31 protein-coding genes, 3 tRNA genes and 1 pseudogene are annotated in these 25,221 nt (G+C 68.9%); 17 read left to right on the top strand and 18 right to left on the bottom strand.

From position 1 onward, the window contains the following. Positions 1 to 16: 16 nt before the first annotated feature. Complete coding sequence (locus tag ACFXKA_RS19930) at positions 17 to 823, bottom strand: LLM class flavin-dependent oxidoreductase (RefSeq protein ID WP_379428342.1); 807 nt, start codon at positions 821 to 823, stop codon at positions 17 to 19. Between the two features lie 191 nt (positions 824 to 1,014). Between ACFXKA_RS19930 and ACFXKA_RS19925 the strand changes: the two are divergent. Further along, positions 1,015 to 1,350 (top strand): annotated as a pseudogene (locus ACFXKA_RS19925) (Scr1 family TA system antitoxin-like transcriptional regulator); the annotation flags it as partial. Between the two features lie 24 nt (positions 1,351 to 1,374). Here ACFXKA_RS19925 and ACFXKA_RS19920 read toward each other — a convergent pair. The 5 genes from ACFXKA_RS19920 to ACFXKA_RS19900 form a co-directional block, all read right to left on the bottom strand. Continuing rightward, a complete protein-coding gene (locus tag ACFXKA_RS19920) occupies positions 1,375 to 1,695 on the bottom strand; it encodes a helix-turn-helix transcriptional regulator (RefSeq protein WP_379428341.1) in 321 nt (106 codons plus the stop codon). Beyond that, a complete protein-coding gene (locus tag ACFXKA_RS19915; RefSeq protein ID WP_379428340.1) occupies positions 1,692 to 2,060 on the bottom strand; it encodes a type II toxin-antitoxin system RelE/ParE family toxin in 369 nt (122 codons plus the stop codon). Before ACFXKA_RS19915 ends, ACFXKA_RS19920 begins: the two co-directional genes overlap by 4 nt. 74 nt (positions 2,061 to 2,134) lie before the next feature. Then, positions 2,135 to 2,206, bottom strand: a tRNA-Gln gene (locus ACFXKA_RS19910). An 11-nt stretch (positions 2,207 to 2,217) separates the two neighbouring features. Further along, positions 2,218 to 2,290 (bottom strand) — tRNA-Arg (locus ACFXKA_RS19905). 65 nt (positions 2,291 to 2,355) lie between these two features. Beyond that, a tRNA-Leu gene (locus tag ACFXKA_RS19900) sits at positions 2,356 to 2,431 on the bottom strand. Between the two features lie 305 nt (positions 2,432 to 2,736). On the opposite strand from ACFXKA_RS19900, the gene ACFXKA_RS19895 reads away from it, so the two are divergent. The 3 genes from ACFXKA_RS19895 to ACFXKA_RS19885 all read left to right on the top strand — a co-directional run bounded on the left by ACFXKA_RS19895 (position 2,737) and on the right by ACFXKA_RS19885 (position 4,654). After that, positions 2,737 to 2,949 (top strand): hypothetical protein, encoded by a 213-nt coding sequence (locus tag ACFXKA_RS19895; protein ID WP_379428339.1) that lies wholly within the window; start codon positions 2,737 to 2,739, stop codon positions 2,947 to 2,949. A gap of 176 nt (positions 2,950 to 3,125) precedes the next feature. Continuing rightward, the gene (locus tag ACFXKA_RS19890; RefSeq protein WP_379428338.1) at positions 3,126 to 3,872 is read left to right on the top strand and encodes a pirin family protein; all 747 of its coding nucleotides are present in this window, start codon (positions 3,126 to 3,128) and stop codon (positions 3,870 to 3,872) included. A gap of 233 nt (positions 3,873 to 4,105) precedes the next feature. Beyond that, complete coding sequence (locus ACFXKA_RS19885; RefSeq protein WP_379428337.1) at positions 4,106 to 4,654, top strand: hypothetical protein; 549 nt, start codon at positions 4,106 to 4,108, stop codon at positions 4,652 to 4,654. Between the two features lie 57 nt (positions 4,655 to 4,711). Here the strand turns inward: ACFXKA_RS19885 and ACFXKA_RS19880 are convergent, their stop codons facing one another. From ACFXKA_RS19880 to ACFXKA_RS19860, 5 genes are all read right to left on the bottom strand, one after another. After that, entirely contained in the window at positions 4,712 to 5,638 is a 927-nt protein-coding gene (locus ACFXKA_RS19880) for an SMP-30/gluconolactonase/LRE family protein (protein ID WP_379428336.1), read from the bottom strand. 45 nt (positions 5,639 to 5,683) lie between these two features. Then, positions 5,684 to 6,502 (bottom strand): helix-turn-helix transcriptional regulator, encoded by an 819-nt coding sequence (locus tag ACFXKA_RS19875; RefSeq protein ID WP_379428335.1) that lies wholly within the window; start codon positions 6,500 to 6,502, stop codon positions 5,684 to 5,686. Between the two features lie 55 nt (positions 6,503 to 6,557). Then, on the bottom strand, positions 6,558 to 7,403 hold the full coding sequence (locus tag ACFXKA_RS19870; RefSeq protein ID WP_354839518.1) for a 3-hydroxybutyryl-CoA dehydrogenase: 846 nt from the start codon (positions 7,401 to 7,403) through the stop codon (positions 6,558 to 6,560). 180 nt (positions 7,404 to 7,583) lie between these two features. Next, entirely contained in the window at positions 7,584 to 7,934 is a 351-nt protein-coding gene (locus tag ACFXKA_RS19865) for a hypothetical protein (protein ID WP_379428334.1), read from the bottom strand. Between the two features lie 194 nt (positions 7,935 to 8,128). Beyond that, positions 8,129 to 8,500 carry an acyl transferase gene (locus ACFXKA_RS19860; protein ID WP_379428333.1) on the bottom strand — a complete coding sequence of 124 codons (372 nt, stop codon included), beginning with the start codon at positions 8,498 to 8,500 and terminating at the stop codon, positions 8,129 to 8,131. Between the two features lie 274 nt (positions 8,501 to 8,774). Between ACFXKA_RS19860 and ACFXKA_RS19855 the strand changes: the two genes are divergently transcribed. Together ACFXKA_RS19855 and ACFXKA_RS19850 are read left to right on the top strand one after the other, a co-directional pair. Next, positions 8,775 to 9,281, top strand: a complete 507-nt coding sequence (locus ACFXKA_RS19855) for an NUDIX domain-containing protein (protein ID WP_379428332.1) — start codon at positions 8,775 to 8,777, stop codon at positions 9,279 to 9,281. Between the two features lie 198 nt (positions 9,282 to 9,479). Further along, positions 9,480 to 11,075, top strand: coding sequence for an ABC-F family ATP-binding cassette domain-containing protein (locus ACFXKA_RS19850; RefSeq protein WP_379428331.1), 1,596 nt, complete (start codon positions 9,480 to 9,482; stop codon positions 11,073 to 11,075). 75 nt (positions 11,076 to 11,150) lie between these two features. Here ACFXKA_RS19850 and ACFXKA_RS19845 read toward each other — a convergent pair whose 3' ends face one another. From ACFXKA_RS19845 to ACFXKA_RS19835, 3 genes are all read right to left on the bottom strand, one after another. Next, complete coding sequence (locus ACFXKA_RS19845; RefSeq protein ID WP_379428330.1) at positions 11,151 to 12,635, bottom strand: dihydrolipoyl dehydrogenase family protein; 1,485 nt, start codon at positions 12,633 to 12,635, stop codon at positions 11,151 to 11,153. Positions 12,636 to 12,702: 67 nt separating this feature from the next. Further along, positions 12,703 to 13,113: a Gfo/Idh/MocA family oxidoreductase gene (locus ACFXKA_RS19840; protein WP_379428329.1), complete on the bottom strand. Its 411-nt coding sequence runs from the start codon at positions 13,111 to 13,113 to the stop codon at positions 12,703 to 12,705. Positions 13,114 to 13,211: 98 nt separating this feature from the next. Beyond that, positions 13,212 to 14,021 (bottom strand): helix-turn-helix domain-containing protein, encoded by an 810-nt coding sequence (locus ACFXKA_RS19835; RefSeq protein WP_379428328.1) that lies wholly within the window; start codon positions 14,019 to 14,021, stop codon positions 13,212 to 13,214. Between the two features lie 86 nt (positions 14,022 to 14,107). Between ACFXKA_RS19835 and ACFXKA_RS19830 the strand changes: the two genes are divergently transcribed. Further along, positions 14,108 to 14,497 carry a nuclear transport factor 2 family protein gene (locus tag ACFXKA_RS19830; RefSeq protein WP_379428327.1) on the top strand — a complete coding sequence of 130 codons (390 nt, stop codon included), beginning with the start codon at positions 14,108 to 14,110 and terminating at the stop codon, positions 14,495 to 14,497. A gap of 9 nt (positions 14,498 to 14,506) precedes the next feature. Here the strand turns inward: ACFXKA_RS19830 and ACFXKA_RS19825 are convergent, their stop codons facing one another. Together ACFXKA_RS19825 and ACFXKA_RS19820 are read right to left on the bottom strand one after the other, a co-directional pair. Continuing rightward, positions 14,507 to 14,938: a TIGR03668 family PPOX class F420-dependent oxidoreductase gene (locus ACFXKA_RS19825; RefSeq protein WP_379428326.1), complete on the bottom strand. Its 432-nt coding sequence runs from the start codon at positions 14,936 to 14,938 to the stop codon at positions 14,507 to 14,509. Positions 14,939 to 14,988: 50 nt separating this feature from the next. Next, positions 14,989 to 15,582 (bottom strand): TetR/AcrR family transcriptional regulator, encoded by a 594-nt coding sequence (locus ACFXKA_RS19820; protein ID WP_379428325.1) that lies wholly within the window; start codon positions 15,580 to 15,582, stop codon positions 14,989 to 14,991. 90 nt (positions 15,583 to 15,672) lie between these two features. Between ACFXKA_RS19820 and ACFXKA_RS19815 the strand changes: the two genes are divergently transcribed. Further along, positions 15,673 to 16,788, top strand: a complete 1,116-nt coding sequence (locus ACFXKA_RS19815) for a Gfo/Idh/MocA family protein (RefSeq protein WP_379428324.1) — start codon at positions 15,673 to 15,675, stop codon at positions 16,786 to 16,788. On the opposite strand, the gene ACFXKA_RS19810 is transcribed toward ACFXKA_RS19815, so the two are convergent. Both ACFXKA_RS19810 and ACFXKA_RS19805 read right to left on the bottom strand, forming a co-directional pair. Continuing rightward, positions 16,789 to 17,073, bottom strand: a complete 285-nt coding sequence (locus ACFXKA_RS19810) for a YciI family protein (protein WP_354839554.1) — start codon at positions 17,071 to 17,073, stop codon at positions 16,789 to 16,791. Between the two features lie 43 nt (positions 17,074 to 17,116). Next, positions 17,117 to 17,659, bottom strand: coding sequence for an amino-acid N-acetyltransferase (locus ACFXKA_RS19805; RefSeq protein ID WP_354839557.1), 543 nt, complete (start codon positions 17,657 to 17,659; stop codon positions 17,117 to 17,119). Between the two features lie 120 nt (positions 17,660 to 17,779). On the opposite strand from ACFXKA_RS19805, the gene pgsA reads away from it, so the two are divergent. The 9 genes from pgsA (at position 17,780) to ACFXKA_RS19760 (ending at position 25,215) form a co-directional block, all read left to right on the top strand. Then, the gene (gene pgsA / locus ACFXKA_RS19800; protein ID WP_379428323.1) at positions 17,780 to 18,457 is read left to right on the top strand and encodes a CDP-diacylglycerol--glycerol-3-phosphate 3-phosphatidyltransferase; all 678 of its coding nucleotides are present in this window, start codon (positions 17,780 to 17,782) and stop codon (positions 18,455 to 18,457) included. Positions 18,458 to 18,509: 52 nt separating this feature from the next. After that, on the top strand, positions 18,510 to 19,004 hold the full coding sequence (locus tag ACFXKA_RS19795) for a CinA family protein (RefSeq protein ID WP_354839737.1): 495 nt from the start codon (positions 18,510 to 18,512) through the stop codon (positions 19,002 to 19,004). Positions 19,005 to 19,085: 81 nt separating this feature from the next. Beyond that, complete coding sequence (locus ACFXKA_RS19790) at positions 19,086 to 19,529, top strand: helix-turn-helix transcriptional regulator (protein WP_354839560.1); 444 nt, start codon at positions 19,086 to 19,088, stop codon at positions 19,527 to 19,529. 186 nt (positions 19,530 to 19,715) lie between these two features. Beyond that, positions 19,716 to 20,543 (top strand): phage shock protein PspA, encoded by an 828-nt coding sequence (pspA, locus tag ACFXKA_RS19785; RefSeq protein ID WP_354839563.1) that lies wholly within the window; start codon positions 19,716 to 19,718, stop codon positions 20,541 to 20,543. Between the two features lie 243 nt (positions 20,544 to 20,786). Beyond that, positions 20,787 to 21,731 (top strand): hypothetical protein, encoded by a 945-nt coding sequence (locus ACFXKA_RS19780; protein WP_379428322.1) that lies wholly within the window; start codon positions 20,787 to 20,789, stop codon positions 21,729 to 21,731. 226 nt (positions 21,732 to 21,957) lie between these two features. Continuing rightward, a complete protein-coding gene (locus ACFXKA_RS19775; protein WP_354839568.1) occupies positions 21,958 to 22,134 on the top strand; it encodes a hypothetical protein in 177 nt (58 codons plus the stop codon). Between the two features lie 72 nt (positions 22,135 to 22,206). Continuing rightward, on the top strand, positions 22,207 to 23,151 hold the full coding sequence (locus tag ACFXKA_RS19770; RefSeq protein ID WP_379428321.1) for a zinc-binding alcohol dehydrogenase family protein: 945 nt from the start codon (positions 22,207 to 22,209) through the stop codon (positions 23,149 to 23,151). 123 nt (positions 23,152 to 23,274) lie between these two features. Continuing rightward, complete coding sequence (locus ACFXKA_RS19765; RefSeq protein WP_379428320.1) at positions 23,275 to 24,429, top strand: sugar ABC transporter substrate-binding protein; 1,155 nt, start codon at positions 23,275 to 23,277, stop codon at positions 24,427 to 24,429. Between the two features lie 12 nt (positions 24,430 to 24,441). Beyond that, positions 24,442 to 25,215, top strand: coding sequence for an ATP-binding cassette domain-containing protein (locus ACFXKA_RS19760; protein WP_040859440.1), 774 nt, complete (start codon positions 24,442 to 24,444; stop codon positions 25,213 to 25,215). Positions 25,216 to 25,221 lie beyond the last annotated feature (6 nt).

Here is a 25,221-nt window from a genome sequence, read left to right as displayed (position 1 = left end):
ATAGCTGTTCGGGCAACTAACGTCCGGCGAGCTCGGCGACGACCGGAGCGAACCTGTCGGCGACGTCGGCGCCGAAGACGAAATAGGAGAAGCCGATCTCCTCCCGTCGCCGTTGGATTTCCTCGACGGCGGCGGCCGGGTCATCCGGAAGGACGGTCATCGCGTCCGCCGCGTGAAGCGCGGCAGTGTCGGTGTCGGGGGGCGCCATGTGCGGTGCGACAGTACCGCCGATAACCGGTACGGCGAGCGCGAGTTCGGCGTCGCTGGTGGCGCGGAAGTCGCGTGCCAGCCGCTCGACCTCGCCCCGGGGCTGATCCCCGAGCACGAAGGTGACCGTGTCCGCGACCTCGGCCGCCAACGCCCGGGCCTTCGGACCGAGTACGGCCATCGCCACGGGCGTGTGACGGTCGGGGCCGTCGAGATCTCGCAGCCGCTGGACGGTCTCACGGACCTGGGCCAGCCGCTCGTAGGGCGGCGGTACGGAGGGCATTCCCTTGTCGCGGAGCTCGTCCTCGATTCCCGGTCTGCCGGTGCCGATGCCCATCTCGAAGCGCCCCTCGGTCAACAGCGACAGCGAGTGCGCATCCCATGCCGTCAGCCAGGCCGGGCGGAGCGGAGAGGCGTACACCCAGGTGCCCACGCGCAGGTCGGTCAGGGCCGCGGCGGTGGCCAGCATGGGGGCGGGCGCCGGCTGCATCAGCGGGAAGTCGGGCACCAGCAGCGTCGAGTAGCCGCTGTCGGCGATGCGGCGCACACGATCTCGCCACGTCGGCAGGTCGGATCTGAGCGGGGCAACGACCCCGAATCGAAACGGTCTCGTCATAGCTGGACTCCTGTCTCTCGGCCTATCCAGAGGAGTCGACGACGAATCCACCCGAAATTCATCGGTGCAGCCGAGATCGCCTACCACCCATCCAACTCCGCCGGACAACCTCACATGATGCGAAGGGATTCGACGGGCCCCCAAAGACCGTGAGCGGTGGAAGTCGGCTTACCGCGCTTCATCGAAAGTTGATGTGCCCGGAAGCATTCGAACCTTCGATCTCCCGCTTCGTAGACAGAAGAGGCTTACCGAGCAGGCTGCGGTCAAGACGTGGGACCAGGAAATATGGAGATCTGCTGCCGGGGGCTTCGGCCACTGTGTTGGGCTGGAAGCTGCTGCGCGGCAGTTGGTCTCGTATCAGGAGGCGGGTGCCGGGGTTGTTGCAGAAGCCGGACTGTGCGCGCACCATGACCCGTAACTACCAGGCCGATGTGTCCGACCGTGAATTCGAGCGCCGAGTGGCGCTGAGGCTGCGGCGGCAGAAGATCGTCACTCGAAAGTCCGAGCCGGTACGACTCGACGTGGTGTTGCCGCGGTCCACGACCACCGGCTCAGGCGGCCGGATTCGCGGGCATCCGCACGAGGTGGCCGCCGATGTCGGCGATCAGCTCGAGGGTGCCGCCAAGTGCGGAAACGTATGCGGCGATGGCTTCCACGGTGGCGACCTCGCCGCGTTCGATCTGCGAGACTCGTCCGGGGCTGACACCCATAATTTCCGCGAGTCCTGCCTGTGTGAACTCGAGCCGCTTGCGCTCCTCGGCTAGCTGATGCCCCCACTGCTCGGCCATGATGGCGCCGCGGCGCCGGGCTGCCTCGTCTTCGCCGACGCGCTTGCGGTAGGCGTCCTTGTCCCACTTGCTGAAGCTGCTCATGCTCCGCTCTCCTCCTCGGCTCTTTCCTTCAAATAAATCTCGTAAAGTTCTTCGGATCGTGGAATCGCGTGCTGATACCAAGCATTCCACTGGCCCGTCTTGTCGCCGCCGATCAAGAGGATTGCCGAGCGCCACGGATCGAAGACGAACAGGATCCGGATCATTGTCTGCCGTGGTCGTAGCTCTTTGAGGTTGGCTAGCTTCGACCCGTTCAGTGTGTCGACAAGCGGCCTCCCCAGGGTCGGCCCCCTCTCGGACAGTACGTCCACCGCTGCCTCGACGTGGTCTGCTGCCTCGGGATCGCTATGTCGCAGCTCAACCATCCACGCAGCGACCTCGTCGGTCTGGTAGATGTCCCACTCCACCAGTGAACTATAGCAATTGCTATAGTTGAACGCCTTGATTCCATCGGTCTTCTTTCCGGAGCGTTCGACCGCTGCTGAAGCGCCAGGACTCGAACCTGGACTGGCAGAATCAGAGTCTGCCGTGCTGCCGATTACACCACGCTTCATCGAAAGTGAGTGTGCCCGGGAGGATTCGAACCTCCGGCCCCCTGCTTCGTAGACAGGTGCTCTTTCCGCTGAGCTACGGGCACTTGACCCCGCGCGGATGTCGGCGTTGACATCTACTCGGCGCTGAAGTGCGCGGCGTTGGGTGGGTTGGTTCCCTCGGTGAGATTCGAACTCGCACTCGACGGCACCTGAGACCGTTGCCTCTACCCTTGGGCTACGAGGGAATGGGGGTGAGGGGATGTGGAAAGGGCCGCTCTCCGTGGCGTTTTGCCCGGAAGCGGCCCTGGCGGGGCGGTGATGCCGAGGCCGCTAGGAGACGCTCCGGATGCCGAGTCGGATGCGGAGCAGGCGGGCGAGGAACGTGGTTGCGGGCTGAATCAGCTCGGTCATGGGGGCCGCCTTTCCGGTGTCGTCGGGTGGAGGTGCTGGAACCACGGTAGCAACGGGATCCGAAGCGGTAAAACGATTTTCGGGGTTGGGGTGGAGGTTCGGTGGTTAGCTTCCGGTGCGGGGGAGTTGGCCGAGGCGGGTGTCCTGGGGCCGTATCGCCGATGCGGCGACCCCGGACCATGACCGCACCCGCATCGTCCCCGTCCGGCGGGTCGAAGGCGGAGTGTGGCGGGCCATCGGCGCCGTCGGCACCCCACACCTGGCCAACCTCCTGAACGCCCACGCCCTGGCACTCCTCCCGCCGGGAACCGGCCACGGCACCCTGGTCGAATTGCTGCCGCTGCCACGGTGAACCGGTCGTCGCGAGGCTGTCCCTCCGGACCGGCTGCCGCTGGAGATCGGTCGGCTCCGGACGGCGGTCGGCGGGATCGCAACCGGCGCGGCAGGCCCGCCTCGGCGTCACGGTCGGGAATGTCGGCTCGCCCGTTGGGTTACAGAGGCGGGAGGGATCGGTTGCGGAGGTGAGCGGTGGCGGTGAGTGAAGCGGGTGTTCGGGTTGTGCCGGGCGCGGATCGCGGGCGCTGGCGGAACGAGTGGCTCGATTCCCGGCAGTCGTTTCCGGCCACCGGCAATTTCGATCTGGCGGCGAATGCCCACGGGCTGCTGATGATCCACAACGAGGACATCGTCGATCCCGGTGAGGGGTTCGACACCCATCAGCATCGTGACATGGAGATCGTGACCTGGGTGCTGGAAGGGACGGTGGTCCACCAGGATTCGGCGGGGCATTCGGGTCTGATTCATCCCGGTATGGCGCAGCGGATGAGCGCGGGCACCGGGATTCTGCATTCGGAGCGCAACGGCGCCGGCCTGCTGGAGCGGCAGCGCCTGCACGTCGTCCAGATGTGGGTGCCGCCGCACGAGCCCGGAGCCGCTCCCGGATACCAGGAGCGGGACATCACCGCGGAGTTGGCGGGGAACTCGCTGATCACCGTCGCATCGGGCATCCCGCGCGACCGCGACCGTACAGCGATCGTCATCGGAAACCGGTATGCGGCCTTGCACGCGGCGCGCCTGGAGCCGGGCCATACGGTGCAGATTCCGGACGCGCCCTACGGCCACGTCTTCGTGGCGCGGGGGAGTGTCGAATTCGAGGGCTCCGGCGTGCTGGCCCAGGGTGACGCCGTGCGATTGACCGCCACCGGCGGCCATCGGGTCACCGCTGTCGAGCCGAGCGAACTGCTGATCTGGGAGATGTACACGACCTTCGCCTGATCGCGCCCATATCCGACGGAGTCGGCCCCTCGGATCTTGACCTCGGGCCGCGGATTGTGTATCGGGAAGTGTGCTCTTGATTGCCCGGAACCGAGCGGGCGAACCGGCCGCGGCGGGACTGAGGGAGAATGGGGGCGTGGGCGACGCAATGAAGAAGAAGTTCGGAGATCGGCTCGGCGTCCGGGCGGTCGTGGCGGGAGCGGGTGCCGCGGCGCCCGTCGGCGGCTAGGTCGATGTCGGATCGGGAAGTACCAGGACGTGGATCCCTGCCGGGACCCGGCGGGAACAGGTTCGATGCGGTCGAGCGGCTACGCAGGCAGCTCGAGGCATTGAAGGCTGCCGAGCGCGGCAACACCGACGCGGGGGATGCCTCGTCGAAGATCACCAGGCTGCCGCGTCGCCCGCGGCGCAAGAACGAAGAAGCCGTCGAGCGTCCGCACCAGCCGTGGCGTCCGGAAGGCGGCACGGTCTACGATCCGGCGCCGACCAGGCCGGTGCTGCGATCCGAGCTGCAGCGCGAGACCGGGTGGTGGCCGGTCGACCCGGGCCCGGGGCCGTACCCCGCTCCGGTCAGCGATTCGGGCAGTGCCGAGCAGGAGGGGAGTGTCATCGACCTCGGCGCCATGCGGCGCAAGCGAGCCGGTGACGATGCCCCGGCCACCGGTATCCGGCCTGTGGCTCGACCGCGCAGAATCGGACCCGCCGCGGGTGAGGGATCCGCACCGGACAGCGGCAGCGACCCCGATCTTCCACCGCCGGACGGACCCGCTCGGCGGCCCTGAACCTTCCACGACGCGCCCGCACAGACCGCCTGCGGAGCCAGCTCCCGCGGGCAGGAGTCACCCGACTCGGTCGTCGAGGCGTACGCGCAGCACGTCACCGCGGCCGGTGGCAACCATGAGATCCCGGTCCGAGCCGGGGACCGTCGCCACCGCGGCCAACGGGTCCCTGGTCAAGAGCGAGCAGCTGGTGTGGGTGCCGGGGTCGACGCGGAGCAGGGTGCCGGAGGTCGTGGCGGTGTAGAGGACTCCGCCGGGGCCGACCGCCAGGTCGTCGGCGAGTGGGGTATCCGTAGTGGTGCTCTGGCGGGTCGGGTCGGCGATCGGGATCTGGACGAGCCTGCCCTGCGGGGTGAGGTAAACCGTCGTGTAGATCGAATCATCATGGACGGCAATGCCGTTGACGCCGAATATCTTCGCCTGTGCCGACCACTCGGTGTCGACGGTGCCATCGCGGCGGACCCGGACCACCCCGGACCCGGTATCGGCGACGTACAGGCTGCCCTCGGTGTCGAAGGCCGCACCATTGGCCATGCTCAGGCCGCCGACGAAGGTCTCGGGAACCGGTGCGGCGGCGGTCGGGTCGAAACGGACGACACCGCTGTCGTGACGACCGGGCAGCAGGTTCACCGAGTTGTCGCCGTAGACGACATACAGCAGCTGATCGGGGCCGAGGCGGATCGCGCCGGGCGAGCTGACCGGGACGGTCGCGGTGACCCGGCCCGCACTGTCGTAGCGCTGCACTTCATTCCGGTACAGCCGCGCGACCCACAGGTTGCCTTGCGCGTCGAATCCGAGGTTCTCGGCCCAGTCGACGAACGGGATCACCGCGGTGGCAACGGTCGATACGGTGACAGCAGGGCATGAAACCGGTTGGGACCGCGCGGTTCCCGGCGCGGCCAGACCGGCGGCCGCCACCGCGAGCAAGGTCGCGCCCGCCGCGGCGATCCGATGCGGCCGAGTGTGCGTGTGGGGGAATGGCTTCACGGTCGGTGATGGTAGGTACCAGAACCGATCGGTTGCCTGGGTGCGTTATACCCAGGCTCGCGCAGCAGCCAGGCGCGCCAGGCGGGCGGCGGTCGGGCTGCCGGGCTCGGCCTGATAGACCATCAGCCGTTGGCCCGCGGCGCCGCGCACATCGAAGGACTCGTAGGTCAGGAACAGCTGACCGGCCTCGGGATGGCAGAACTCCCGGGGCTCGGTCGTCGCGGTGCACAGCGTGTAGGAATGCCACAGTTCGGCGAATTCGGTACTGGCCGTGGTGAGTTCGGCGACCACGTGACGCAGGCGTGGATCGTCCGGATACAACGCCCCCGCCTGCCGGAAGCCCGCGACCATGGCCTGGCAGGTCCACGTCCAGTCGACGCAGAACCGGCGAGCGGCCGGTTCGAGGAAGGTCATGCGGGCCAGATTGTCGACGCGGGGGAATCCGGAGAAGAACGCGCCGGCGATGACATTGGCGGCGAGGATGTCCATGGCCGGGTTCAGCACCAGGGCCGGTGCGGCCGGATAGCCGTCGACGATGCGGCGCAGCGTGGGGCTGACCGTCTCGTCCGGGCTCGGTTGTCGCACCGGCGGGGCCACCCCCGCGAGGCGGTAGAGGTGTTCGCGCACAGCCTCGTTCAGTCGCAGCGCACCGCTCAGCGCCTCCAGCATCTGCGCCGACGGGTGGCGCTCCCGCCCCTGTTCCAGGCGGGTGTAGTAGTCGCTGTTCATTCCGGCGAGCTCGGCGACCTCCTCGCGGCGCAGCCCCGCCACTCGGCGGCGGCCGTGCGAGATCAGCCCGATGTCCTCGGGACGCAGTGCCGCGCGGCGGGCGCGCAGAAAGTCGCCGAGTTCGTTGCCGGTCATGCCGACCACGCTAGGTGCTCGCCGCCGCCGGTTGCCCGGCGGCGGCCCTCCGGCGTCAGTAGGTGTAGAAGCCGCGGCCGGTCTTGCGGCCGAGGTAGCCCGCGTCGACCATGCGGCGCAGCAGCACCGGGGGCGCGTACTGCGGTTCGCCGAATTCGGCGTAGAGGGATTCGGCGACCGCGAGGGTGACGTCGAGGCCCACGGTGTCGGTGAGGCGGAGCGGGCCCATCGGGTGGGCGCAGCCGCTGACCATGCCCTCGTCGATGTCCTCGGCGCTGGCGAACCCGGTCTCGAACATGCGGATCGCGCTGCAGAGGTACGGGATCAGCAGGGCGTTGACGATGAAGCCGGCCTGATCCTTGGACTCGATGGTGCGCTTGCCGAGGATGTCGCGGGCGTAGGCGGTGACCTTGTCGACGACCTCGCGGTCGGTCTTGAGGGTCACCACGATCTCGACCAGCGGCAGCACCGGGACCGGGTTGAAGAAGTGCACACCGACGACGCGGCCCGGGTTGGCGGTGGCATTGGCCAGCCGGATGACCGGGATGGACGAGGTGTTGGTGGCCAGGATGGTCTCGGGGGAGACGATGGCGTCCAGCTTGGCGAAGAACTCGGTCTTCAGCGTCTCGATCTCGGGCGCCGCCTCGATGACCAGCTCGCGGTCGGCGAAGTCGTCGATCGAGGTGGTGAGGGTGATGCGGGCGCGGGCCTCGTCGGCCGCGGCCTGCTCGAGGCGGCCGGACTTGACCGCGCGGGCCAGGGACTTCTCGATGCGTGAGACGGCGGCGTCGGCCGCCGCGGTGTCGCGCTCGAGAACCAGGACCGACCCGCCTGCGCGGGCGGCCACCTCGGCGATGCCGGCACCCATGGTGCCGCCGCCGATCACGCCGATGCGTTGCACTTACTTCTCCTTGTACCTCGGGGAAATCGCCACCTATCTTGCTCGACCACCCGTGACCGCCTTGCGCCGGGCGGCAGCGGCAACAGCCACTGGACAGTGTGCGTGTCTCAGGCCACAGCTCCGGATCGGCGGCGCTCCGGCCCGGTACTGTCCAGAGCCGTCAAACATGCTGAGCGATCATCATGGGCGATTACCCCCGAGCGAGCCCCGAGCCGACGCAGACCGGTCCGGGGCTCGATCGGTCACATTGGGCGTCCGGCCCCTCGTGCCCATTCCAGCCGTCGGCCGCTCGTGCCGAGCCAGGTACCGCCGATGTTCGACGGTGATCCAGCCGATCCCCGCGATCAGTGCGATCGCGGCCGCGGCGGCCCATAGATCGGTCCAGCCGCTACCGGGCGTCATGGCCAGCGCGATGACACCGGCCAGCAGCAGGGCGAAGCCGGGCCACGACACACCGTCCAGGAGAGTCGGCACCGTGGGGCCCGCGGGTGGCTCACGGACCATTTCGGGGTGGAGATTGCGTGGTGGCATAGGAGCGCGCTCCTTCCGGTTCGTACACTGCCCTGTCCATCGGGTTCCCGATTACGCGCTCCCGAAACAGGTTGCTGTCGGCCGTGCCCCACCGTGCACGGCCCGAAATATGTTGTGTACGAACAGGAATCAGCGAATCCGTGTGCGCCCGACGATTTGTGAACGCGCCGGTGCCGAGTGCCTTCCCGCCGGAGTCAGTCCCAGGCGCCGCTGTCGACGACCCAGATGCCGCCGCTGCCCTGTGTCACCGGCTGACCGACCTGCAACGTGAGTTTGCTGCCGTCCTGATTGGTGACCACGACGCTGGTCGGACCGTCCGCGGCGGCCTGAACAGTGGCCCATCCGAATCGCTGCTGCACGAAGGCCTTTGCGACCTGGACGCGATCCAGGCGCCACGGCTGGTGCCCGCTGTCCACGCCCTGCTGCAGGTCACGGGCTTGCTGAGCGGTGAGGCCCTCACCGGGAAACGTCTTTCCGGCTCGCGGTTCGGTGCTCGACTCCGGCACCTTCGACGGTGCCCGAGTCGGCACGACCGGGGGCTCGGCCACCAAGGACGTTGTCGGCACGGCGGTTGTTCCAGGTGGCGAGCCCGGGACAGTAGCCGTCGCCGCGGCGGTAGCTGTCGCCGATGGCTGGCTGGTGGGCGAATCCGTCGACGTTGTCGTGCAGCCCGCAATCGCCGCCGCGCAAGCGAGGACGCCGAGAACGGTCACCCCCGCTCGCTGCCCCACCAGCGCGAACGCGATCGACCGACGGCTGACATGTGTGCTGCGCATAGGTCTCCCCTGACCTTGAACCCGAATCACCCCGACCACGATCCACAATGGATCCGCTGCCCTGATGTCGTCCCACCGAACCCGATCGTTAACCGCCAAAACCATCTTCCGGCGCGTCAAACCCGCCACGCCGTCACCGCATCTTGTCGCCTATGTGGTGCTGGTCGATCCCCGCGAGCGCGGGATCTTCCTCGGCCGGCATCGGATGGCGGGTCTGCACCTGCCGATGGGCGGCCACGTCGAGGCCGGCGAGCATCCACGGGATACCGCCCGGCGCGAGGCGGGGGAGGAACTCGGCATCGACCCGGTCTTCGACCTGGTCGGGGAGCATCCGCTGTTCCTCACGCGGACAACGACGGTGGGGCAGGCGGCGGGCCATGTCGATGTGTCGCTCTGGTACGTGATTCGCGGTGACCGCACCCGCGACTATCCGCTCGACCCGGCCGAGTTCGACGGCGGCCAATGGTGGGACCTCGACCCGGACAACCTGCCCGCCACCGATCCCCACCTGCCCCGATTCATTCTGAAGCTCGACGACTGTCAGCGGGGTGCTGCGGTCACGACGGCTTGATTGCCGCCGACCCGGGTTGTGCGGGGCCTGGTAGGGTGGCCGGATGCTCATCGAGGTCGACAGACTCTAGCCGCCTACTCGAAGGCGGCGTTGCGATCACACCTGCTGCACGGCGTTCCGAATCGGGAATGGGCCGTTGATTTCTGGTGTGTGTCGGCGGCGTCGGTAAACCCATGAGCAGGAAGAGTCTGTCGACACATGTCTTCATCCATGCAAGCGGCGATCACGCTGCAGAATCTGTCATTCGAATGGCCCGACGGGACCGTCGCTCTCGCGGGGGTCGATGGTGTGTTCACCAGCGGGCGTACCGGTTTGGTGGGGCGTAACGGTGCGGGGAAGTCCACGCTGCTGCGCCTGATCGCCGGCATCCTGACCCCGACCTCGGGGCGGGTGGAAACCAGCGGCGACGTGGGGTATCTCCCGCAGCACCTCACGCTCGCCCAGAACGACACCATCGCGCAATTGCTCGGTATCGCAGGCACACTCGCCGCCCTGCGGGCGATCGAAGCCGGCGACACCGAGGAGAAGCACTTCGAGACGATCGGCGACGACTGGGACATCGAAGCCCGTGCCGACGAAATGCTGCACGAAATCGGCTTCAGCGCAGCCGATCTCGACCGCAGGGTCGGCGAGATCTCCGGCGGTGAGGCCGTTCTCATCGCCGTCACCGGGCTGCGGATCAGGCGCACCCCGATCACGCTGCTCGACGAGCCCACCAACAACCTCGATCGCGAAACCCGAGCCAAGCTGGCGGAATTCGTGGATTCGTGGCCGGGCACGCTCGTCGTGGTGAGTCACGATCTGGAACTGCTGGAGCGCATGGACGCCACCGCGGAACTGCACGGCGCGACCCTCGAGGTGTACGGCGGTCCCTACAGCGCGTGGCAGGAGCACGTCGAGCAGGAACAGGCCGCGGCCCAGCAGGCGGCGCGAACCGCCGAGCAGGCATTGAAGGTCGAGAAGCGGCAGCGTATCGAGGCCGAGACCAAACTGGCCCGGCGCGAGCGCACCGCGCGCGCGACGCAGCGGGACGGTGGCATTCCACGCATCCTCGCGGGCAACCGGGCCAGCCGGGCGCAGGGCTCGGCCGGGGCCATGCGCACCACGCTCGACGCGAAAGTCCGTGCCGCCCAGGATGTCCTGGACGCCGCGGCCGCGCGGGTCCGCCGCGACGAGCACATTCATCTCGACCTGCCGGACCCCGACGTGCCACGCAGCCGGCGCATCGCGGAACTCGGTGACGGCGACCGCACCATCGTCATCCAGGGTCCGGAACGGGTGGCCCTGATCGGACCCAATGGCGCGGGCAAGTCGACGCTGATCGAGCACCTGCTCAGTGGCCGCCACCCGGAACGCGGCACCCTGCTCACCGACCGGGTGGGCTACCTGCCGCAACGCCTGGACAATCTCGACGAGCAGGCCGGTGCGCTCGACAACGTGCATGCGGTGGCCACCACCACCGCACCGGCCACGATCCGTAATCAGCTGGCCCGCTTGCTGCTTCGCGGCAACAGTGTCGAACGCCCGGTCTCGACACTGTCGGGCGGTGAACGCTTCCGGGTGTCGCTGGCGCGCCTGCTCCTGGCCGATCCACCGGCCCAGCTGCTGATCCTCGACGAGCCGACCAACAACCTCGATATCGCCAGCGTCGATCAACTGGTCGAGGCGCTGGCCGACTATCGCGGCGCGATCCTGGTGGTCAGCCACGACTATCCGTTCCTGCACCGGATCGGCGTCGACACCGTCGTCGAGCTCGACCGTGCGGGGAGCCTGCGGCAACGCGGCTCCCTGTAACCGCCTCCGGCGCCGGGTCTCACCGCGGCCCGGCGCTGGAACCGGCTGTGCAACTCTGGATTCCGCGACCCTCGCTCAGGACGCCGAGTCCCCGGCGGCCTGCACCTGCGAATGTTGTTGATCGCGATAGGTTTCCAGCAGCCGCAGCCAGATCTCACTGATCGTGGGGTACGCGGGGACCGCGTGCCAGAGCCGGTCGAGGGGGACCTCGCCGGTAATGGCGATGGTCGCCGAATGCAGGAGCTCGGCCACCCCGCCCCCGGCGAACGTCGCCCCGACGAGCACACCGCGCTCGGGATCGACGAGAACCCGCGCCCGGCCGCGATAGTCCGGATCGTATTGCACCGCACCGGCAACGCGGCCGAGGTCGTAGTCGACGATATCGACGGCTCGGCCCTGGCGCGCGGCCTCCGCGGCGGTGAGCCCGACCGCCGCTACCTCCGGCTCGGTGAACACCACCTGCGGAACGGCCACCAGATCGGCGGTGCCCGAATGCCGTCCGAACGGACCCGTCTCGAGCGTGTGGCCACGGGCCCGGTCGGCGATCACCGCGCCCGCGATGCGCGCCTGATACTTGCCCTGATGGGTGAGCAGCGCCCGATGATTGACATCGCCTGCGGCGTACAGCCATTCGCCGTCGACGGCGGTCACCGTGTAGGTGTCGTCGGTGGCCAGCCACGTGCCCGCGTCCAGTCCGACGGTGTCGAGGCCGATGTCCGCGGTGCGCGGCGCGCGACCGGTCGCGAACAGCAGTTCATCCGCGACGATCCGCGCGCCGTCGTCGAGAGTGAGATGGATGCTGTCCTCGGGCCCACCCGCCCGCTCGGCCGTCGCGATGGTCCGCCCGAACCGCAGGTCCACGCCCGCCGCCCGGAGCCGGTCGGCGACCAGGTCGGCGGCGAAGGGTTCCATCCGGTCCAGCAGGCGGGCACCCCGCGCGATCAGCGTGACCTGCGAGCCGAGTGCCCGCCAGGCCGTGGCCATTTCGGTCGCCACCACCCCGGCGCCCACGATGGCCAGCCGCCCCGGAACCTCGGACGCGCTGGTGGCCTCCCGGCTCGTCCACGGCCGCAGCGCATCCAGTCCCGGCAGCGGCGGCAGTGCCGCGCGGCTGCCGGTGCAGATCGCGACGGCGTGCCGGGCCCGCAATCGCACCGTGTCGCCCTCGGGGGTCTGCACCGTCACCTGCCGCACCCCGTCGAGCCGGCCGTGGCCGCGCAGGAGTGAGATACCGGCCTTGTCGACCCATTCGACCTGGCCGTGGTCGTTCCAGTCGGAGGCCATGCGGTCGCGGTGTTCCAGCACCGCGCGGGTGTCGAGCGGCCCGGTGACCGCGGCGCCGACCCCCGGGAAGCGCACTGCCTCGCCGTACAGCAGCGCCGGGCGCAGCAGCGCCTTACTGGGCTGGCAAGCCCAGTAGGAGCATTCGCCGCCGACCAGCTCCGACTCGACGATGATCGTGTCGAGCCCGGCCGCGGCGGTGCGGTCGGCGACATTCTCGCCGGTCGGTCCGGCCCCGATGACAATGACGTCGCAAGTCTGGGTGTTCACACCGGACATGGTGGGCCCTCGCGCTCCGCGCTCGGCAGCCGGGGTCCCGCCCGGTCCCGGAGAGGCGGTCGTGATGTCAGCTCGGCCGGCGCAGCGGCAGACCGGCCGCCTGGTAGGCGGCATCGATGACGCGCATGTTCGCGACGGCCTCGGCGGGTGTGGTGAGGATCGGCTCGCCCCGCAGCACTGCCCCGGCGAAGGCGTCGAGCTGATAGTCGTACGACGCGCGCCGCCCGAATTGCCGCAGGCTGCGGCCATTCTCGGTGCTCAGCCACAGCGCGTGCCCCAGCTGCGGTGCTACCGGATTGAGCAGCCGCATCCGGCCGCGATCGCCGATCACCGTGGCGCTGATCCGGACCAGATCCGACGACCACATGGAGCAGCGGATCCGGCCGGTGTGCCCCGAGGGGAAGCGCAGCTCCGCGGTCATGGCGCGGTCGATCCGCGAATTCCGTTGCTGCTCAACCGTCATGGCGCGGCGGTGCACATGGACGGCGGCTGGAAGGTCGACCCGACTGGAATCGGCCTGTTCATGATGCCGCGCGCCGACATTTCGGTCTGGTTCGTGTGCGTGACCGTACCCACCTACGCGGATAGGCGTCCTGCGGCCAGGTTTCGGAGGGCGTCGCGGGTGATCGCGTCGGCCGGGTAATAGGACTCGACCACCACGTCGGCCAGGGTGAGGTCGGTCGCGGTGCCGAAGGTGGTGACGGTATTGATGAACGTCAGGTCATGGTCGCGGTGACGCAGCCGGATCGGGAGGGCGATGTCGTCGATGCCCTCGGCGGAGAAAGCCGGGTCGTCGTCCCCGCCGTAGCCCCGGACCTCGTCGTGCAATGCCGCGAGCACCGGGTCGCCGGTGTGGGCGACCTGTCGCGCCAATCGCGTGAGCAGCCGGCCGCGCACCTGCGCCACATTGCCCACCCGCGAGGCGAATCCCCGCGGATGCAGACCGAGCCGCATCATATTGGCCGGAGGGCTCAGTAGGTCCGGATCGACGCCGTCGAAGAACACGGCGGCGCCGGCGTTGGCGGACAACAGATTCCACCGGCTGTCCAGTACCAGCGCCGGGAACGGTTCGTGCCCGGCCAGAATCTGCTCCACCGCCGCGCGTGCGACGGCCAGCTCCGGCGCGGTGTGCCAATCGCGGTGCTGGAAGATCGGGGCGTACCCGGCCGCGACGAGCAGGCGATTACGCTGGGCCAGCGGGACTTCGAGGTGGTCGGCCAACCTCAGCAGCATGGCTTGGCTGGGAATCGTGCGACCTGTTTCGACGAAGCTGATATGTCTGGCGGAAACATCTGCCAGACAGGCGAATTCCAGCTGGCTCAGCCCGCGCCGGTGCCGCCACTGGCGGAGCAGGTACCCGACGGTGTTCGGTTCGCCCGCGTTCATGCCGTCACGATAACCGCGTCTCCGGAGCGGGTGCCATTACCTGCGATGTAATCGACTTCGCTGCTTCGGCACGGTGTGGTCGAAGCATGACCGATACGCACATCACCGATACCGCCGCCGCCAACCGGCGGCTCGTCACCGAGGCCATGGCCAGATTCGCGGCCGGCGATCACGCCGTCCTGGCCGACGTGCTGGCCGAGGACTTCATCGAGCACAGTCCCGATAATCCCTCCGGCCGCGAGGCGTTCATCGCCCACATCACGAATGCACCGGTCGCACGGGCGCACCTGGAGATCGCCCGGGTGATCGCCGATCACCGATACGTGGTCGTGCACTACCGCATGGACACGGGCGACCGAACCGGCGGCGACGCGGTCGCCGACATCTGGCGTCTCGACGACGGCCGCATCACCGAGCACTGGGACGTGGTGCAACCCGTCCCCGATCCGGAACGCACGCCGAATGGGATGTTCTGAGCACGGCGCTCACACCGAGTAGGACCAGCCTCGCACCGACTCGACGTCGACCCGGATCACCGGCCCGGTGGGCGGAACGGACCGGTACTGGGGATACTTGGCGGCCAGCCAGGTCAGGGGAGTGGTGAGATCGGCAGGGGCGGTGAGTATTTCAGCGTTGCCGTCCAGCCGGGTCCACCACAGCCGAGTCCAGTCCTCCTCGTAGTGATCGGCGAGCAGACACACCCGGGGATTCGACGCGATATTGCGGAGCCGTCGCAGATTCGTCGTCGACTTGGGTTTGTGGTCGATGGCTGTGACCACGAGAAGCGGCGAATCGACGGGGGAGACGGCGAAGGTGATGGGGACCAGGTGCGGTTGCCCGGTGGCATCGGCGGTGGCCAGCCGAGCCACCCGGGCGGCGCGGAACCTGGACAGAGCCGTGGCATCATCCGATCGCACGAGATCGACGGTAGTCCGCCGGTCGTGTTGTGCCACCACCGGACCGGTGGTCACCGGCGTGCGGACAGCCCGTCCAGCACGATGCGCAGCGTGCGCCGCCATTGATCCGGGGCCGCCCGCAGGCCGACGGTGTGATCGGTGGTGCCGACCCCGGCCAGCGCGAAAGCCACGTCCTCCCAGGCGATATCGGCCCGCATCGAGCCGTTCTGCTGTGCCCTGCCGACCAATTCGCGCAGCCGGTCGCGCAGGTCGCCGATGCAGCGGTCCACCTCGCCGCTGGCCGCGCCGCCCAGTGCATCGTTGACCCCGCAGCTCTCCGCCCGCAAACCCACGTACGCGGCGGCGAATTCGGTGAATCCCTGCCACGGGTCCGGCTGGGCAAGGGCGCGGTCGGCGGCCGCGATGCCTTCGTCGAGGACCTCCTCCAGCACCGCCGTCAGCAGTGCGTCGAGCGAGGGCACCCGCCGATAGAAGGTCCCCTTACCCACCCCGGCCCGCTGCGCGATCTCCTGCGCGGTGACCGCCACGCCGACCTCCGCCACCGCCGCCCGCGCCGCGGTGACCAGCCGTTCGAGATTGCGGCGGGCATCGGCGCGGGGAGTCGGCGCGGCATCCCGGGCCAGCAGGCGATCGACGGCGGTCATGGCCGCACTCTAGCAAAAGTGGACTTTCCGAGTCCGTTTGGCTAGCGTCCAAAACGGACGCATCGAGTCCGTTTGATGAAGGAGTGAGTGATGTCGGACCGCATCCGAGTGGGAATCATCGGCGCGAACCCGGACCGGGGCTGGGCCACCCGCGCCCACGTCCCGGCCCTGCGCGCCCTGCCGGACTATGAGCTGACCGCGGTCGGTACCAGCCGCCGCGAGAGCGCCGAACGCGCCGCCCACCTGTTCGGCGCGGACCACGTCTTCACCGACGCGCGCGAGCTCGCCGAGCATCCCGATGTCGACCTGGTCGTCATTACCGTGAAGGTCCCCGCGCACGCCGAACTGATCCGCGCCGCGCTGGCCGCGGGCAAGCACGTCTACTCCGAATGGCCGCTCACCCGGACCACCGCCGAAGCCGAGGGCATCGTGGCCGCGGCCGCGGACGTTCCGGGACTACACGTCGTCGGACTGCAGGCCGGGCTCGCCCCCGCCGTCCAGCGTGCGCGAACCTTGATGGTCGACAGCCGCTATGTGGGCAAGGTGGTGTCGGTCACGGTCTACGCGGCCCGCGGCAAGGGCGCCGGCGGCCGCATCCCGCAGTGGGCGGCCTACACCCTGGACCGCGACAACGGCGCGGGAATGCTGGAGGTCGCGGGCGGCCACACCCTCGCGACAGTCGAATCTCTGGTCGGCCCGCTCGCCGAGGTCTCGGCCGAGCTCGCGATCTGCCACCCGCTCGCCGTCATCGACGAGACCGGCGAGCGGGTATCGGTCACCAGCCCGGACCACCTGCTGCTGACCGGCCGCACCGACACCGGCTTACCGGTATCGGCCCACGTCCACGACGGCAAGGTCACCGACGGCCGCACCCGCATCGAAATCTCCGGCACCGACGGTGATCTGGTGATTGTCAGCGACGGCCCCTCGGGGGCGGGCGGCATCCAGATGAGCGATCTGCGCCTGCTGGGATCCAACGGCCCGGGTGGCGCGTGGCAGGACCTGACCCCCGAGGAGGCCGGACCCTGCGCGACGCTGCCGATCGAATCCCGCAATGTGGCAAGGCTTTACGACCGTCTGGCGGGCGACCTCCGCTGCAACCTCCAGCTGGTCCCGTCCTTCGGGACCGGCCTGCACGTGCATCGCGTCCTGGACGCGATCCGCCGCAGCGCCGACTCCGGCAGGCGCGAGACGGTCGAAGCCTGATCAGGACACGAACGCGCCCATGGTCGGCTGCCATTCGACGATGCGCTTGTCGGTCAGCAGACCCTCGCGGTTGAACGGGTCGTTCTCGAACAGCGTGGTCACCGCCTCCAGGTCGTCTGCCTGGACCAGGATCAGCGCGCCCGACCCGTCCGGGTACGGACCGCTGGTGAGCACGGTGCCCGCATCGACCAGGCTGTTCAGCCAGGCCCGGTGGTCGGGCCGGTGGATGTCGCGGCCGGGGACGGTGGCCTCGGAGTAGACGTAGTGGACGGCGAAGACGGCCATGGGTTCTCGCTCCTGATCGAAGTCGGTACGGATACGGAGAAGGTCAGAGCGTCAACAGCATTCGGGTATTCCCGAGCGTGTTCGGCTTGACGTAGGACAGATCCAGGAATTCGGCGACACCGGTGTCGTAGGACCGGCACATCTCGGCGTACACCTCGGCGGTCACCGGCGTGCCCTCGATCTCCGCGAACCCGTGCCGGGCGAAGAAATCCACCTCGAAGGTCAGCACGAACACTCGCTTCAGCTCCAGTTCGCGTGCGACCGCGATGAGCTGCTCCACGATCAGCCGCCCCGCGCCCGTGCCCTTGATGTCCGGATGCACCGCGACCGTGCGCACCTCGCCGAGGTCGGCCCACAGCACGTGCAGCGCGCCGCAGCCGAGGATCTGGCCGTCGCGCTCGGCCACCCAGAATTCCTGGACCGCCTCGTACAGCGTCACCAGGTTCTTCTCGAGCAGGATCCGGCCGGCGTAGATGTCGATGAGGCTCTTGATCTCGGGCACGTCAGAGGTTCGCGCTCGGCGGACGACCGGCGCCATCGCCGCGTGCCCGCCGATCGAACCACTGTCAGGTGCCCGTGTTGTCATGGGGTGCACAGTAGTCGGCCCGCGTACCGATAGGCTTATCGGTGTGTCGCACATCCAGCCCTCCCACATACCGGCATGGTCCGGAAACCATGGCCGGTGTCTCGGCCGGTGGGGGCGCTGGTGACTGTGCAACGTGACGAGTTGGAGGGTCGCTGGACCGATGCCGGTCCCGCGGCGCGTCCGGGCTTCGCCCCCGTGCCCCGTCCGGAGGCGGCGGCGGAACCGCCGGCCGTGCCACTGCTGAACATCGCCAATGTGCTGACGGTGCTGCGCATCCTGATCGTGCCGCTGTTCCTGCTGGCGCTGTTCGCCCACGGCGGGCATGACACCGAGTGGCGCTGGATCGCGGCCGGGTTGTTCGGCGTCGCCGCCATCACCGACCGCATCGACGGGCAACTCGCTCGCAAATACGGCCTGGTCACCGACTTCGGCAAGCTGGCCGACCCGATCGCCGACAAGGCGCTCATCGGGGCCGCGCTCGTCGGATTGTCGATGCTGCACGATCTGCCCTGGTGGATCACGATCGTCATCGTGGCCCGTGAGCTGGGCGTGACCCTGCTGCGGCTGGCTGTGGTCCGGCGCGGGGTGATTCCCGCGGGCCGGGGCGGCAAGCTCAAGACGCTGGTGCAGTCCGTCGCGATTGCCGTGCTGTTGCTGCCGCTCTCCGGCGGATTCGCTTCGGCCGGAATGGACTTGATGTATGCGGCCGTCGTGCTGACGATGGTCACCGGTCTCGACTACGTCGTGCAAGCGGCCCGCCTCTGGTTCGGGTCGCCGGGCGGCAGCCGTGCGGCGTGACGTGCGGCCCGACGTCGAGACCGCGCTGTCCCGCGTAGCCACCACTCCGCCCATTCCGCCCGACCCGCTCGTCACCTCGGCGCCCGCCGCCGAGTTGGTGGCCGCGCTCGCCGCCGCCGGCCAGACGGTGGCCACCGCGGAATCGCTGACCGCGGGACTGCTCAGCGCCACCATCGCGGGAATTCCGGGCGCCAGCACGGTGTTGCGGGGTGGACTGATCGTCTACGCCACCGACCTCAAGCAGTCGCTCGCCGGTGTGAGTGCCGACACCCTGGCCGCCGACGGACCGGTAGCCGCGACCACCGCCGAACAGCTCGCCGTCGGGGCCCGTCACCGCTGCGAAGCGGACTGGGGAATCGGGCTCACCGGAGTCGCCGGACCCGAACCACAGGACGGGCGACCGGTCGGCACGGTATTCCTTGGTATAGCGGGTCCGGAGTCCACCGAGGTACTTCGGTTGAAGTTGTCGGGGGACCGGTGGACGATCAGGGTGGGCGCGGTTCGCGCCGCGGTCACCGAGCTCGTCCGCATCGTCAGGGACGAGTGACGAGGCCGGGAACGCGCGGCCGACGCCGGACGTTGTCCAGTCAAACGCTGGGTCCGGCGAGACGAGTGTGAGGAGAACGAGATGACGCTGCTGCGAGAAGCCATCGGGGAAAGCCTGCGGCGCGCTCGGGTTGCCCAGAGCCGGACGCTGCGTGAGGTCTCCACCTCCGCGCGCGTGAGTCTGGGGTACCTGTCGGAGGTCGAGCGCGGCCGCAAGGAGGCGTCCAGTGAACTGCTGGCCGCCATCTGCCAGGCGCTGGACGTGCCACTGGCGCAGGTGCTCTTCGACGTGAGTTCCACCATGGCAGACGCCGACAAGGCCACCGCGCTGGCCGCCGACAAGGCCACCGCGGGTGTGGGAGCCGGCAAAGTGCCCGCCAAAGCCGGGCTCGCCAAGGTGGCCGCGAAGGTTACCCCGCGGGGTGGCGACGGCGACGTTGCCCTGGCCGCGGATGGAACTTTCGGCCCCCGCATTGTGATTCCGGCCCCGAAGTCGGATCGGCTGGTGCTGGTGGCTGCCAAGTGATCACTGTGCTGTGGAGCCGAAAGGGATAAATTCTCTGTAGGCTTCGTGCCGGAGGCGTCGCGCTGTTGCCGAAATCTCCGGAACGGCCGTTGCACAGTGGAGATAGGGACAACAGGGGTGCGCGACGGTCGCGCACTACTGTCGCGCTACGGGGCGCGGCACGTCATATGGAGGCGGGATCAATCGATGGCTAATCCGTTCGTGAAGGCCTGGAAGTACATGATGGCCCTCTTCGATTCGAAGATCGAGGAGCATGCGGATCCGAAGGTTCAGATCCAGCAGGCCATCGAGGAGGCCCAGCGCCAGCATCAGGCCCTGTCGCAGCAGGCCGCGTCGGTGATCGGCAACCAGCGCCAGCTGGAGATGAAGCTCAACCGCCAGCTGGACGAGGTCGAGAAGCTCAATGCCAATGCGCGCCAGGCGGTTATGCTGGCCGACCAGGCCAGCGGTGCCGGTGACACCGAGAAGGCCATCCAATACACCAATGCCGCTGAGGCTTTCGCCGCCCAGCTGGTGACCGCCGAACAGTCCGTCGAGGACCTGAAGGTGCTGCACGACCAGTCGCTGCAGGCCGCCGCGCAGGCCAAGAAGGCGGTCGAGCAGAACGCCATGCTGCTGCAGCAGAAGGTCGCCGAGCGCACCAAGCTGCTCTCGCAGCTGGAGCAGGCCAAGATGCAGGAGCAGGTCTCGGCCTCGCTGCAGCAGATGGACTCCACCCTGTCGGCCCCCGGCGCCGTCCCGAGCCTGGATGCGGTGCGCGAGAAGATCGAACGCCGCTACGCCAACGCGCTCGGTGCCGCCGAGCTGGCGGGCAACTCGGTCCAGGGCCGCATGCTCGAGGTCCAGCAGGCCAGCGTCCAGATGGCGGGCCACAACCGCCTCGAGCAGATCCGCGCCTCCATGCGCGGCGACTCGCTGCCCGCCGGTGGCACCCAGCAGCAGATCCCGCAGGGCCAGCCCGCGCAGCCGGCCGCCCAGCCCAACTTCAACAAGGGCCAGGCCGCCCAGCAGTAACTGCTGCGCGAAAGGTAGTGCACGATGGGGAGATCGCGGGCCGACAACAGTCCCGCGACCTCCCCTGCCCGTTTTCTGCGCCGCGCCCGCACGAAAACCGCCGATCCCATCCCGGGTTTCCCCTCCCCGTTCCCGCCGCCCGCAAACCCTCAGCCTCCCGCGCACTCCGAAACCGCCGGGCCCGGAACGGCTTCCGTGCCGCCCGCGGGCACTGTCCCAGCGCCGGAGCACAATCCACCCCACTTGACCGGTTTCCATGGCCACCCCGCCCGCGCGCAGCCTGCCTTCGCGGCGGGCATGATGGGGGCCGGGCCTGGTCCGGCCGGAAGCGGCCGGCGGAAGCCGGCGCGGCGCGAGCGGGCCACCGAGGCGGTGCGGGAAGTGTTGGCGCCCAGCGGGTTCGAGCCCGAGGAGTTGGCGCAGCGGCTGCCGGATACGTTGCGGGGTGTGGGGGAGCAGGCGCTGGTGGCCGTGCGGAAGTGGGCGGATCCGCGGGAGCGTGAGCTGCGGAAGCGGCGCCGGGCACGGCGCCGGAGTTTCCGGCTGGGAACGGCTTCGGGGTTGACGACGGCCGGAACCGTTGGACTGGTGCTGATTTCGGCGCCGGCCTGGGCGGTGGTCGTGGTCGGTGGTGGTGCGGTCGCGCTGGTCACCGGGACCGCGGTGACGGCCCGGCGGTATCTGGAGATGCGCCGGGAGCCGCTGCCGCAGGCCGCTTTCGTGCCTCGGAAGCTGCCGCCGATCCGGTCCGCGGCGCGAGCGTCGATCGCCCGATTGGTCCGGGCCGAGCGGGCGCTGCACGGGCTGCACTCGCAGATCGCACGGACAGGCCGGCTTCCCGAGGACGATCTCAACGACACCCTGGAAACAGCCGCGTCCGGGGCTGCCGCACTGCACGCGCTGGCACAGGATGTGGTCGCCATGGAGCGGGCCGCCGGTGCGCTCGGCGCGAATTCGCCACTGGGCGAGCACGTTCGGGCCGTTTCCATCCGCCTCGACGGCGGAGTCGTCGAATACGAGGGCATGGTCGCGGCCGCGGCCCGGGTGCTGGCGGTCCCCGAGAGCGCGGCCATCGCCGACGATCTCGGCTGGGCCATGGTCGGCCTGCGCGACGCCGCCGACCGCCTCGACGGCTGGGCCCAGGCCCTCACCGATCTCGCCGACCAGCGCTTCCGCGCCAATCCCTGACCTGTGCGCTGTGAACCGGGCTTGCCCGGGGCGTGGCCAGGGCTGTTGCAGGTCGGCGGGCTGCGGCCCCGGCGAACGCGGCCTGCTGCCTCGGCCGGGGGACTCGGGGAGAACCCTGATCTGTCCCGGATTTCGCTGCTGACCTGGTGATTTTCTCAGGCGGGCGACGCAGTATGGATGGTGTCGGATCGCGCGGACGGCGGTTCGGAGACTAGGGAGGTCAGTAATGTTCTGGAAGATTCTCGGCGTCGTCGTCCTCGTGTGGATCGCCTTCGCGGTGCTCGGGTGGCTGATCAAGGCACTGTTCCCGATTCTGCTGGTGAGCGCCATCGTCTTCGGTCTGTACATGCTGTACAAGGCGGTGTCGGGCTCGAAGGACAAGTCGCCGCTGAGCAAGTTCTGATCGGTCGAAACTTTCGGACCGTCCAGCCCCGGGTAGCGGGGACGGGCGGTCCTTTTTTCGTATGATCGCGGGATGGCTACTGCTGTCGTTGCCACCGCTTACGGTGGACCGGAAGTCTTGTCGCTGGTCGAGGTCGAGGTGCCCGAGCCGGGGCCGGGTGAGGTCAGCATCGCGGTGCGGGCCGCCGGCGTGAATCCCTTCGACTACAAGCTCTACAGCGGTGCGTTCGGCACCGATCCCAGCAAATTGCCCATCCGGCTGGGCCTGGAGGTGGCCGGAGTGGTCACCGCGGTGGGTCCCGACGCCGAGGGGCCGGCCGGTCCGATCTCGGTCGGCGACGAGGTGATCGCGACGGTGGGTGGCGGCTACGCCACCGCCGTCACCGTGCCGGCCGCCCGGGTCGTGCCCAAACCCGCCGATGTGGACTGGAAGCATGCGGCCGGTGTGCTCAGTGTCGGCGGCACCGCGGTGCATCTGCTCGCCGCGACCGGCGTCGGGCCGGGGGACACCGTGCTGATCCACGGTGCCGCGGGCAGTGTCGGCGCGCTGGCCGCGCAATTGGCGGTGGCGCGGGGCGCGCGGGTGATCGGCACGGCCTCGCCGAGCCGGCATGAACGCTTGCGCGCCTACGGTGTCGAGCCGGTCGCGTACGGCCCGGGACTGGCGGATCGCGTCAAGGCGTTGGCTCCCAACGGAATCGATGTTGCCCTCGACACCGTGGGCACCGAGGAGGCGATCGACGTCTCTGTGGAACTGGTGGCCGACCGGAGCCGGATCGCGACCATCGTGGCGTTCGATCGGGCGGCCGCGGAGGGGTTCAAAGCCCTCGGTATGGGGCCCGGGGCCGATCCGGGCACCGAGATCCGCGGCAATGCCTGGCGTGAGTTGTTGCCGCTATTGTCCGCGGGCAAGCTGGATCTTGCGATCGCCAAGACGTTCCCGCTGTCGGAGGCGGCCGCGGCGCACGAGCTCGTCATCGAGGGGCACGCGGGTGGAAAGGTCATCCTGCTGCCCTGAACCGGCCGCATCGATTTGGCCAAACGTCCCATATGAGTGACTCACACGGCATATGTTGTTGCCCACAACATATGCCGTGTGCGCGGTCGCAAACCAGTGACCGCCGCGTGAAAGGTCACCCTGATGAGGACGAAAAGCGCGCTCCCGCCGACGAAGTCCGGACGCCGACGGGGTTACGCCGCCGCCGCGCTCGCACTGTCCGGCCTGCTCACCCTCACCGCCTGCGGATCCAACTCCAGCAGCACGACCTCCTCGTCGAGTGCGCCATCGGGCGGCGGCGCCAATGGGACGGTCGGGGTCATCCTCCCCGAGACCGCCACCTCGGCCCGCTGGGAATCCTTCGACAAGCCGCTACTGCAGAAAGCCTTGAACGAGGCCGGATTCGACGCCGACGTGCAGAACGCGCAGGGCGATGTCCAGAAGTTCTCCACCCTCGCCGACGGCATGATCGCCAAGGGTGTGAAGGTGCTGCTGATCGCCTCCATCAACAGCGAGGTGGGCAGCGCGGTCGCGGCCAAGGCCAAGCAGGCCGGCATTCCGACCATCGACTACGACCGCCTCAACCTCGGCGGATCCTCCGACTACTACGTGTCTTTCGACAATGTGAAGGTCGGCGCTCTGCAGGGCCAGGGGCTGGCCACCGCGCTGAAGGACAAGCCGGGTGCGCAGGTCGTCGAGATCGAGGGCGCGCCGACCGACAACAACGCCACCCTGTTCCACCAGGGCCAGGAGCAGGTGCTCCAGCCCCTCTACGACTCGGGCGCGCTGAAGCTGGTGCGCAGCCAGGCCATCGACGACTGGAACAACCAGAAGGGCGGCACCACCTTCGAGCAGATCCTCACCGGCGCCAACGGCAAGGTCGATGGCGTGGTCGCCGCCAATGACGGCCTGGCCGGTGCGGTGATCACCGTGCTGAAGAAGAACGGTCTCAACGGCAAGGTGCCGGTGACCGGTCAGGACGCCACCGTGGACGGTCTCAAGGCGGTGCTGCGCGGGGACCAGTACATGACCGTGTTCAAGCCCATCAAGGAGGAGGCCGAGAACGCCGCGAAACTCGCCGTGGCCCTGGCCAAGGGCGACAAGGCCGCCGCGGATGCCCTGGCGCAGGGCGTGAGTCAGGATCCCAAGGGCAAGCGGGACGTGAAATCGGTGCTGCTGCAACCGCAGTTGATCACCAGGGCAGAGGTCAAGCAGGTGGTGGACTCGGGCTTCGTGAAGGCCTCCGACGTCTGCTCGGGCGACGTGAAGTCCGCCTGCACCGAACTCGGCATCGCCTGAGGATCGAGAGACATGAGTGAGCCGCTGCTCCAGATCACCGGCCTGAACAAGAGTTTCGGACCGGTGCACGTGCTGCACGACGTGGACCTCACCGTGCCGGCGGGCGAGGTCACCGCACTCGTCGGCGACAATGGCGCGGGCAAATCCACGCTGGTGAAATGTGTTGCCGGAATCCACGCCGCCGACTCCGGCGAAGTGCGATTTCGCGGCGAACCCGTACACCTGCGTGGCGCCAAGGATGCGGCGGCGCTCGGCATCGAGGTCGTCTACCAGGACCTGGCCCTGGCCGACAACCTCGACATCGTGGCCAATATGTTCCTCGGCCGGGAGCGCGGCAAGCCGTGGCTGCTGGACGAGGCGAGCATGGAGGAGGCGGCGCGGCGCACCCTGGCCTCGTTGGGGGTGCGCACCGTGAAATCGGTGCGCACCCCGGTCGCAGCCCTGTCCGGCGGGCAACGCCAGACCGTGGCCATCGCGAAAGCCGTGCTGTGGAACAGCAATCTGGTGCTGCTGGACGAACCCACCGCGGCGCTCGGGGTGGCGCAGACCCGGCAGGTGCTGGATCTGGTGCGGCGGCTGGCCGAGCAGGGGCTTGGGGTGGTGCTGATCAGCCACAACCTGGCCGACGTGTTCGAGGTCGCCGATCGGATCGCGGTGCTGTACCTGGGCCGGATGGCCGCGCAGGTGCGGACCGCCGATGTCACCACCGGCCAGGTGGTGGAGTTGATCACCGCCGGGCGTTCCGGCGATCTGGGCTTGGCGCGGCCCGAAGCCGCGGTGCTGTGAGGAAGC

Source organism: Nocardia sp. NPDC059228, assembly GCF_042754245.1.
Lineage (GTDB): Bacteria > Actinomycetota > Actinomycetes > Mycobacteriales > Mycobacteriaceae > Nocardia.
This window is presented reverse-complemented; position numbering and strand designations above follow the sequence as displayed.

Coding starts and splice junctions, on each gene's coding strand:
- ACFXKA_RS19930 (WP_379428342.1), bottom strand. CDS start 823: ATGACGAGACCGTTTCGATTCGGGGTCGTTGCCCCGCTCAGATCCGAC.
- ACFXKA_RS19920 (WP_379428341.1), bottom strand. CDS start 1,695: ATGAGCAGCTTCAGCAAGTGGGACAAGGACGCCTACCGCAAGCGCGTC.
- ACFXKA_RS19885 (WP_379428337.1), top strand. CDS start 4,106: ATGTCGGATCGGGAAGTACCAGGACGTGGATCCCTGCCGGGACCCGGC.
- ACFXKA_RS19875 (WP_379428335.1), bottom strand. CDS start 6,502: ATGACCGGCAACGAACTCGGCGACTTTCTGCGCGCCCGCCGCGCGGCA.
- ACFXKA_RS19865 (WP_379428334.1), bottom strand. CDS start 7,934: ATGCCACCACGCAATCTCCACCCCGAAATGGTCCGTGAGCCACCCGCG.
- ACFXKA_RS19855 (WP_379428332.1), top strand. CDS start 8,775: ATGTCGTCCCACCGAACCCGATCGTTAACCGCCAAAACCATCTTCCGG.
- ACFXKA_RS19850 (WP_379428331.1), top strand. CDS start 9,480: ATGTCTTCATCCATGCAAGCGGCGATCACGCTGCAGAATCTGTCATTC.
- ACFXKA_RS19845 (WP_379428330.1), bottom strand. CDS start 12,635: ATGTCCGGTGTGAACACCCAGACTTGCGACGTCATTGTCATCGGGGCC.
- ACFXKA_RS19835 (WP_379428328.1), bottom strand. CDS start 14,021: ATGAACGCGGGCGAACCGAACACCGTCGGGTACCTGCTCCGCCAGTGG.
- ACFXKA_RS19830 (WP_379428327.1), top strand. CDS start 14,108: ATGACCGATACGCACATCACCGATACCGCCGCCGCCAACCGGCGGCTC.
- ACFXKA_RS19820 (WP_379428325.1), bottom strand. CDS start 15,582: ATGACCGCCGTCGATCGCCTGCTGGCCCGGGATGCCGCGCCGACTCCC.
- ACFXKA_RS19815 (WP_379428324.1), top strand. CDS start 15,673: ATGTCGGACCGCATCCGAGTGGGAATCATCGGCGCGAACCCGGACCGG.
- ACFXKA_RS19810 (WP_354839554.1), bottom strand. CDS start 17,073: ATGGCCGTCTTCGCCGTCCACTACGTCTACTCCGAGGCCACCGTCCCC.
- ACFXKA_RS19805 (WP_354839557.1), bottom strand. CDS start 17,659: ATGACAACACGGGCACCTGACAGTGGTTCGATCGGCGGGCACGCGGCG.
- ACFXKA_RS19790 (WP_354839560.1), top strand. CDS start 19,086: ATGACGCTGCTGCGAGAAGCCATCGGGGAAAGCCTGCGGCGCGCTCGG.
- pspA (WP_354839563.1), top strand. CDS start 19,716: ATGGCTAATCCGTTCGTGAAGGCCTGGAAGTACATGATGGCCCTCTTC.
- ACFXKA_RS19775 (WP_354839568.1), top strand. CDS start 21,958: ATGTTCTGGAAGATTCTCGGCGTCGTCGTCCTCGTGTGGATCGCCTTC.
- ACFXKA_RS19770 (WP_379428321.1), top strand. CDS start 22,207: ATGGCTACTGCTGTCGTTGCCACCGCTTACGGTGGACCGGAAGTCTTG.
- ACFXKA_RS19765 (WP_379428320.1), top strand. CDS start 23,275: ATGAGGACGAAAAGCGCGCTCCCGCCGACGAAGTCCGGACGCCGACGG.
- ACFXKA_RS19760 (WP_040859440.1), top strand. CDS start 24,442: ATGAGTGAGCCGCTGCTCCAGATCACCGGCCTGAACAAGAGTTTCGGA.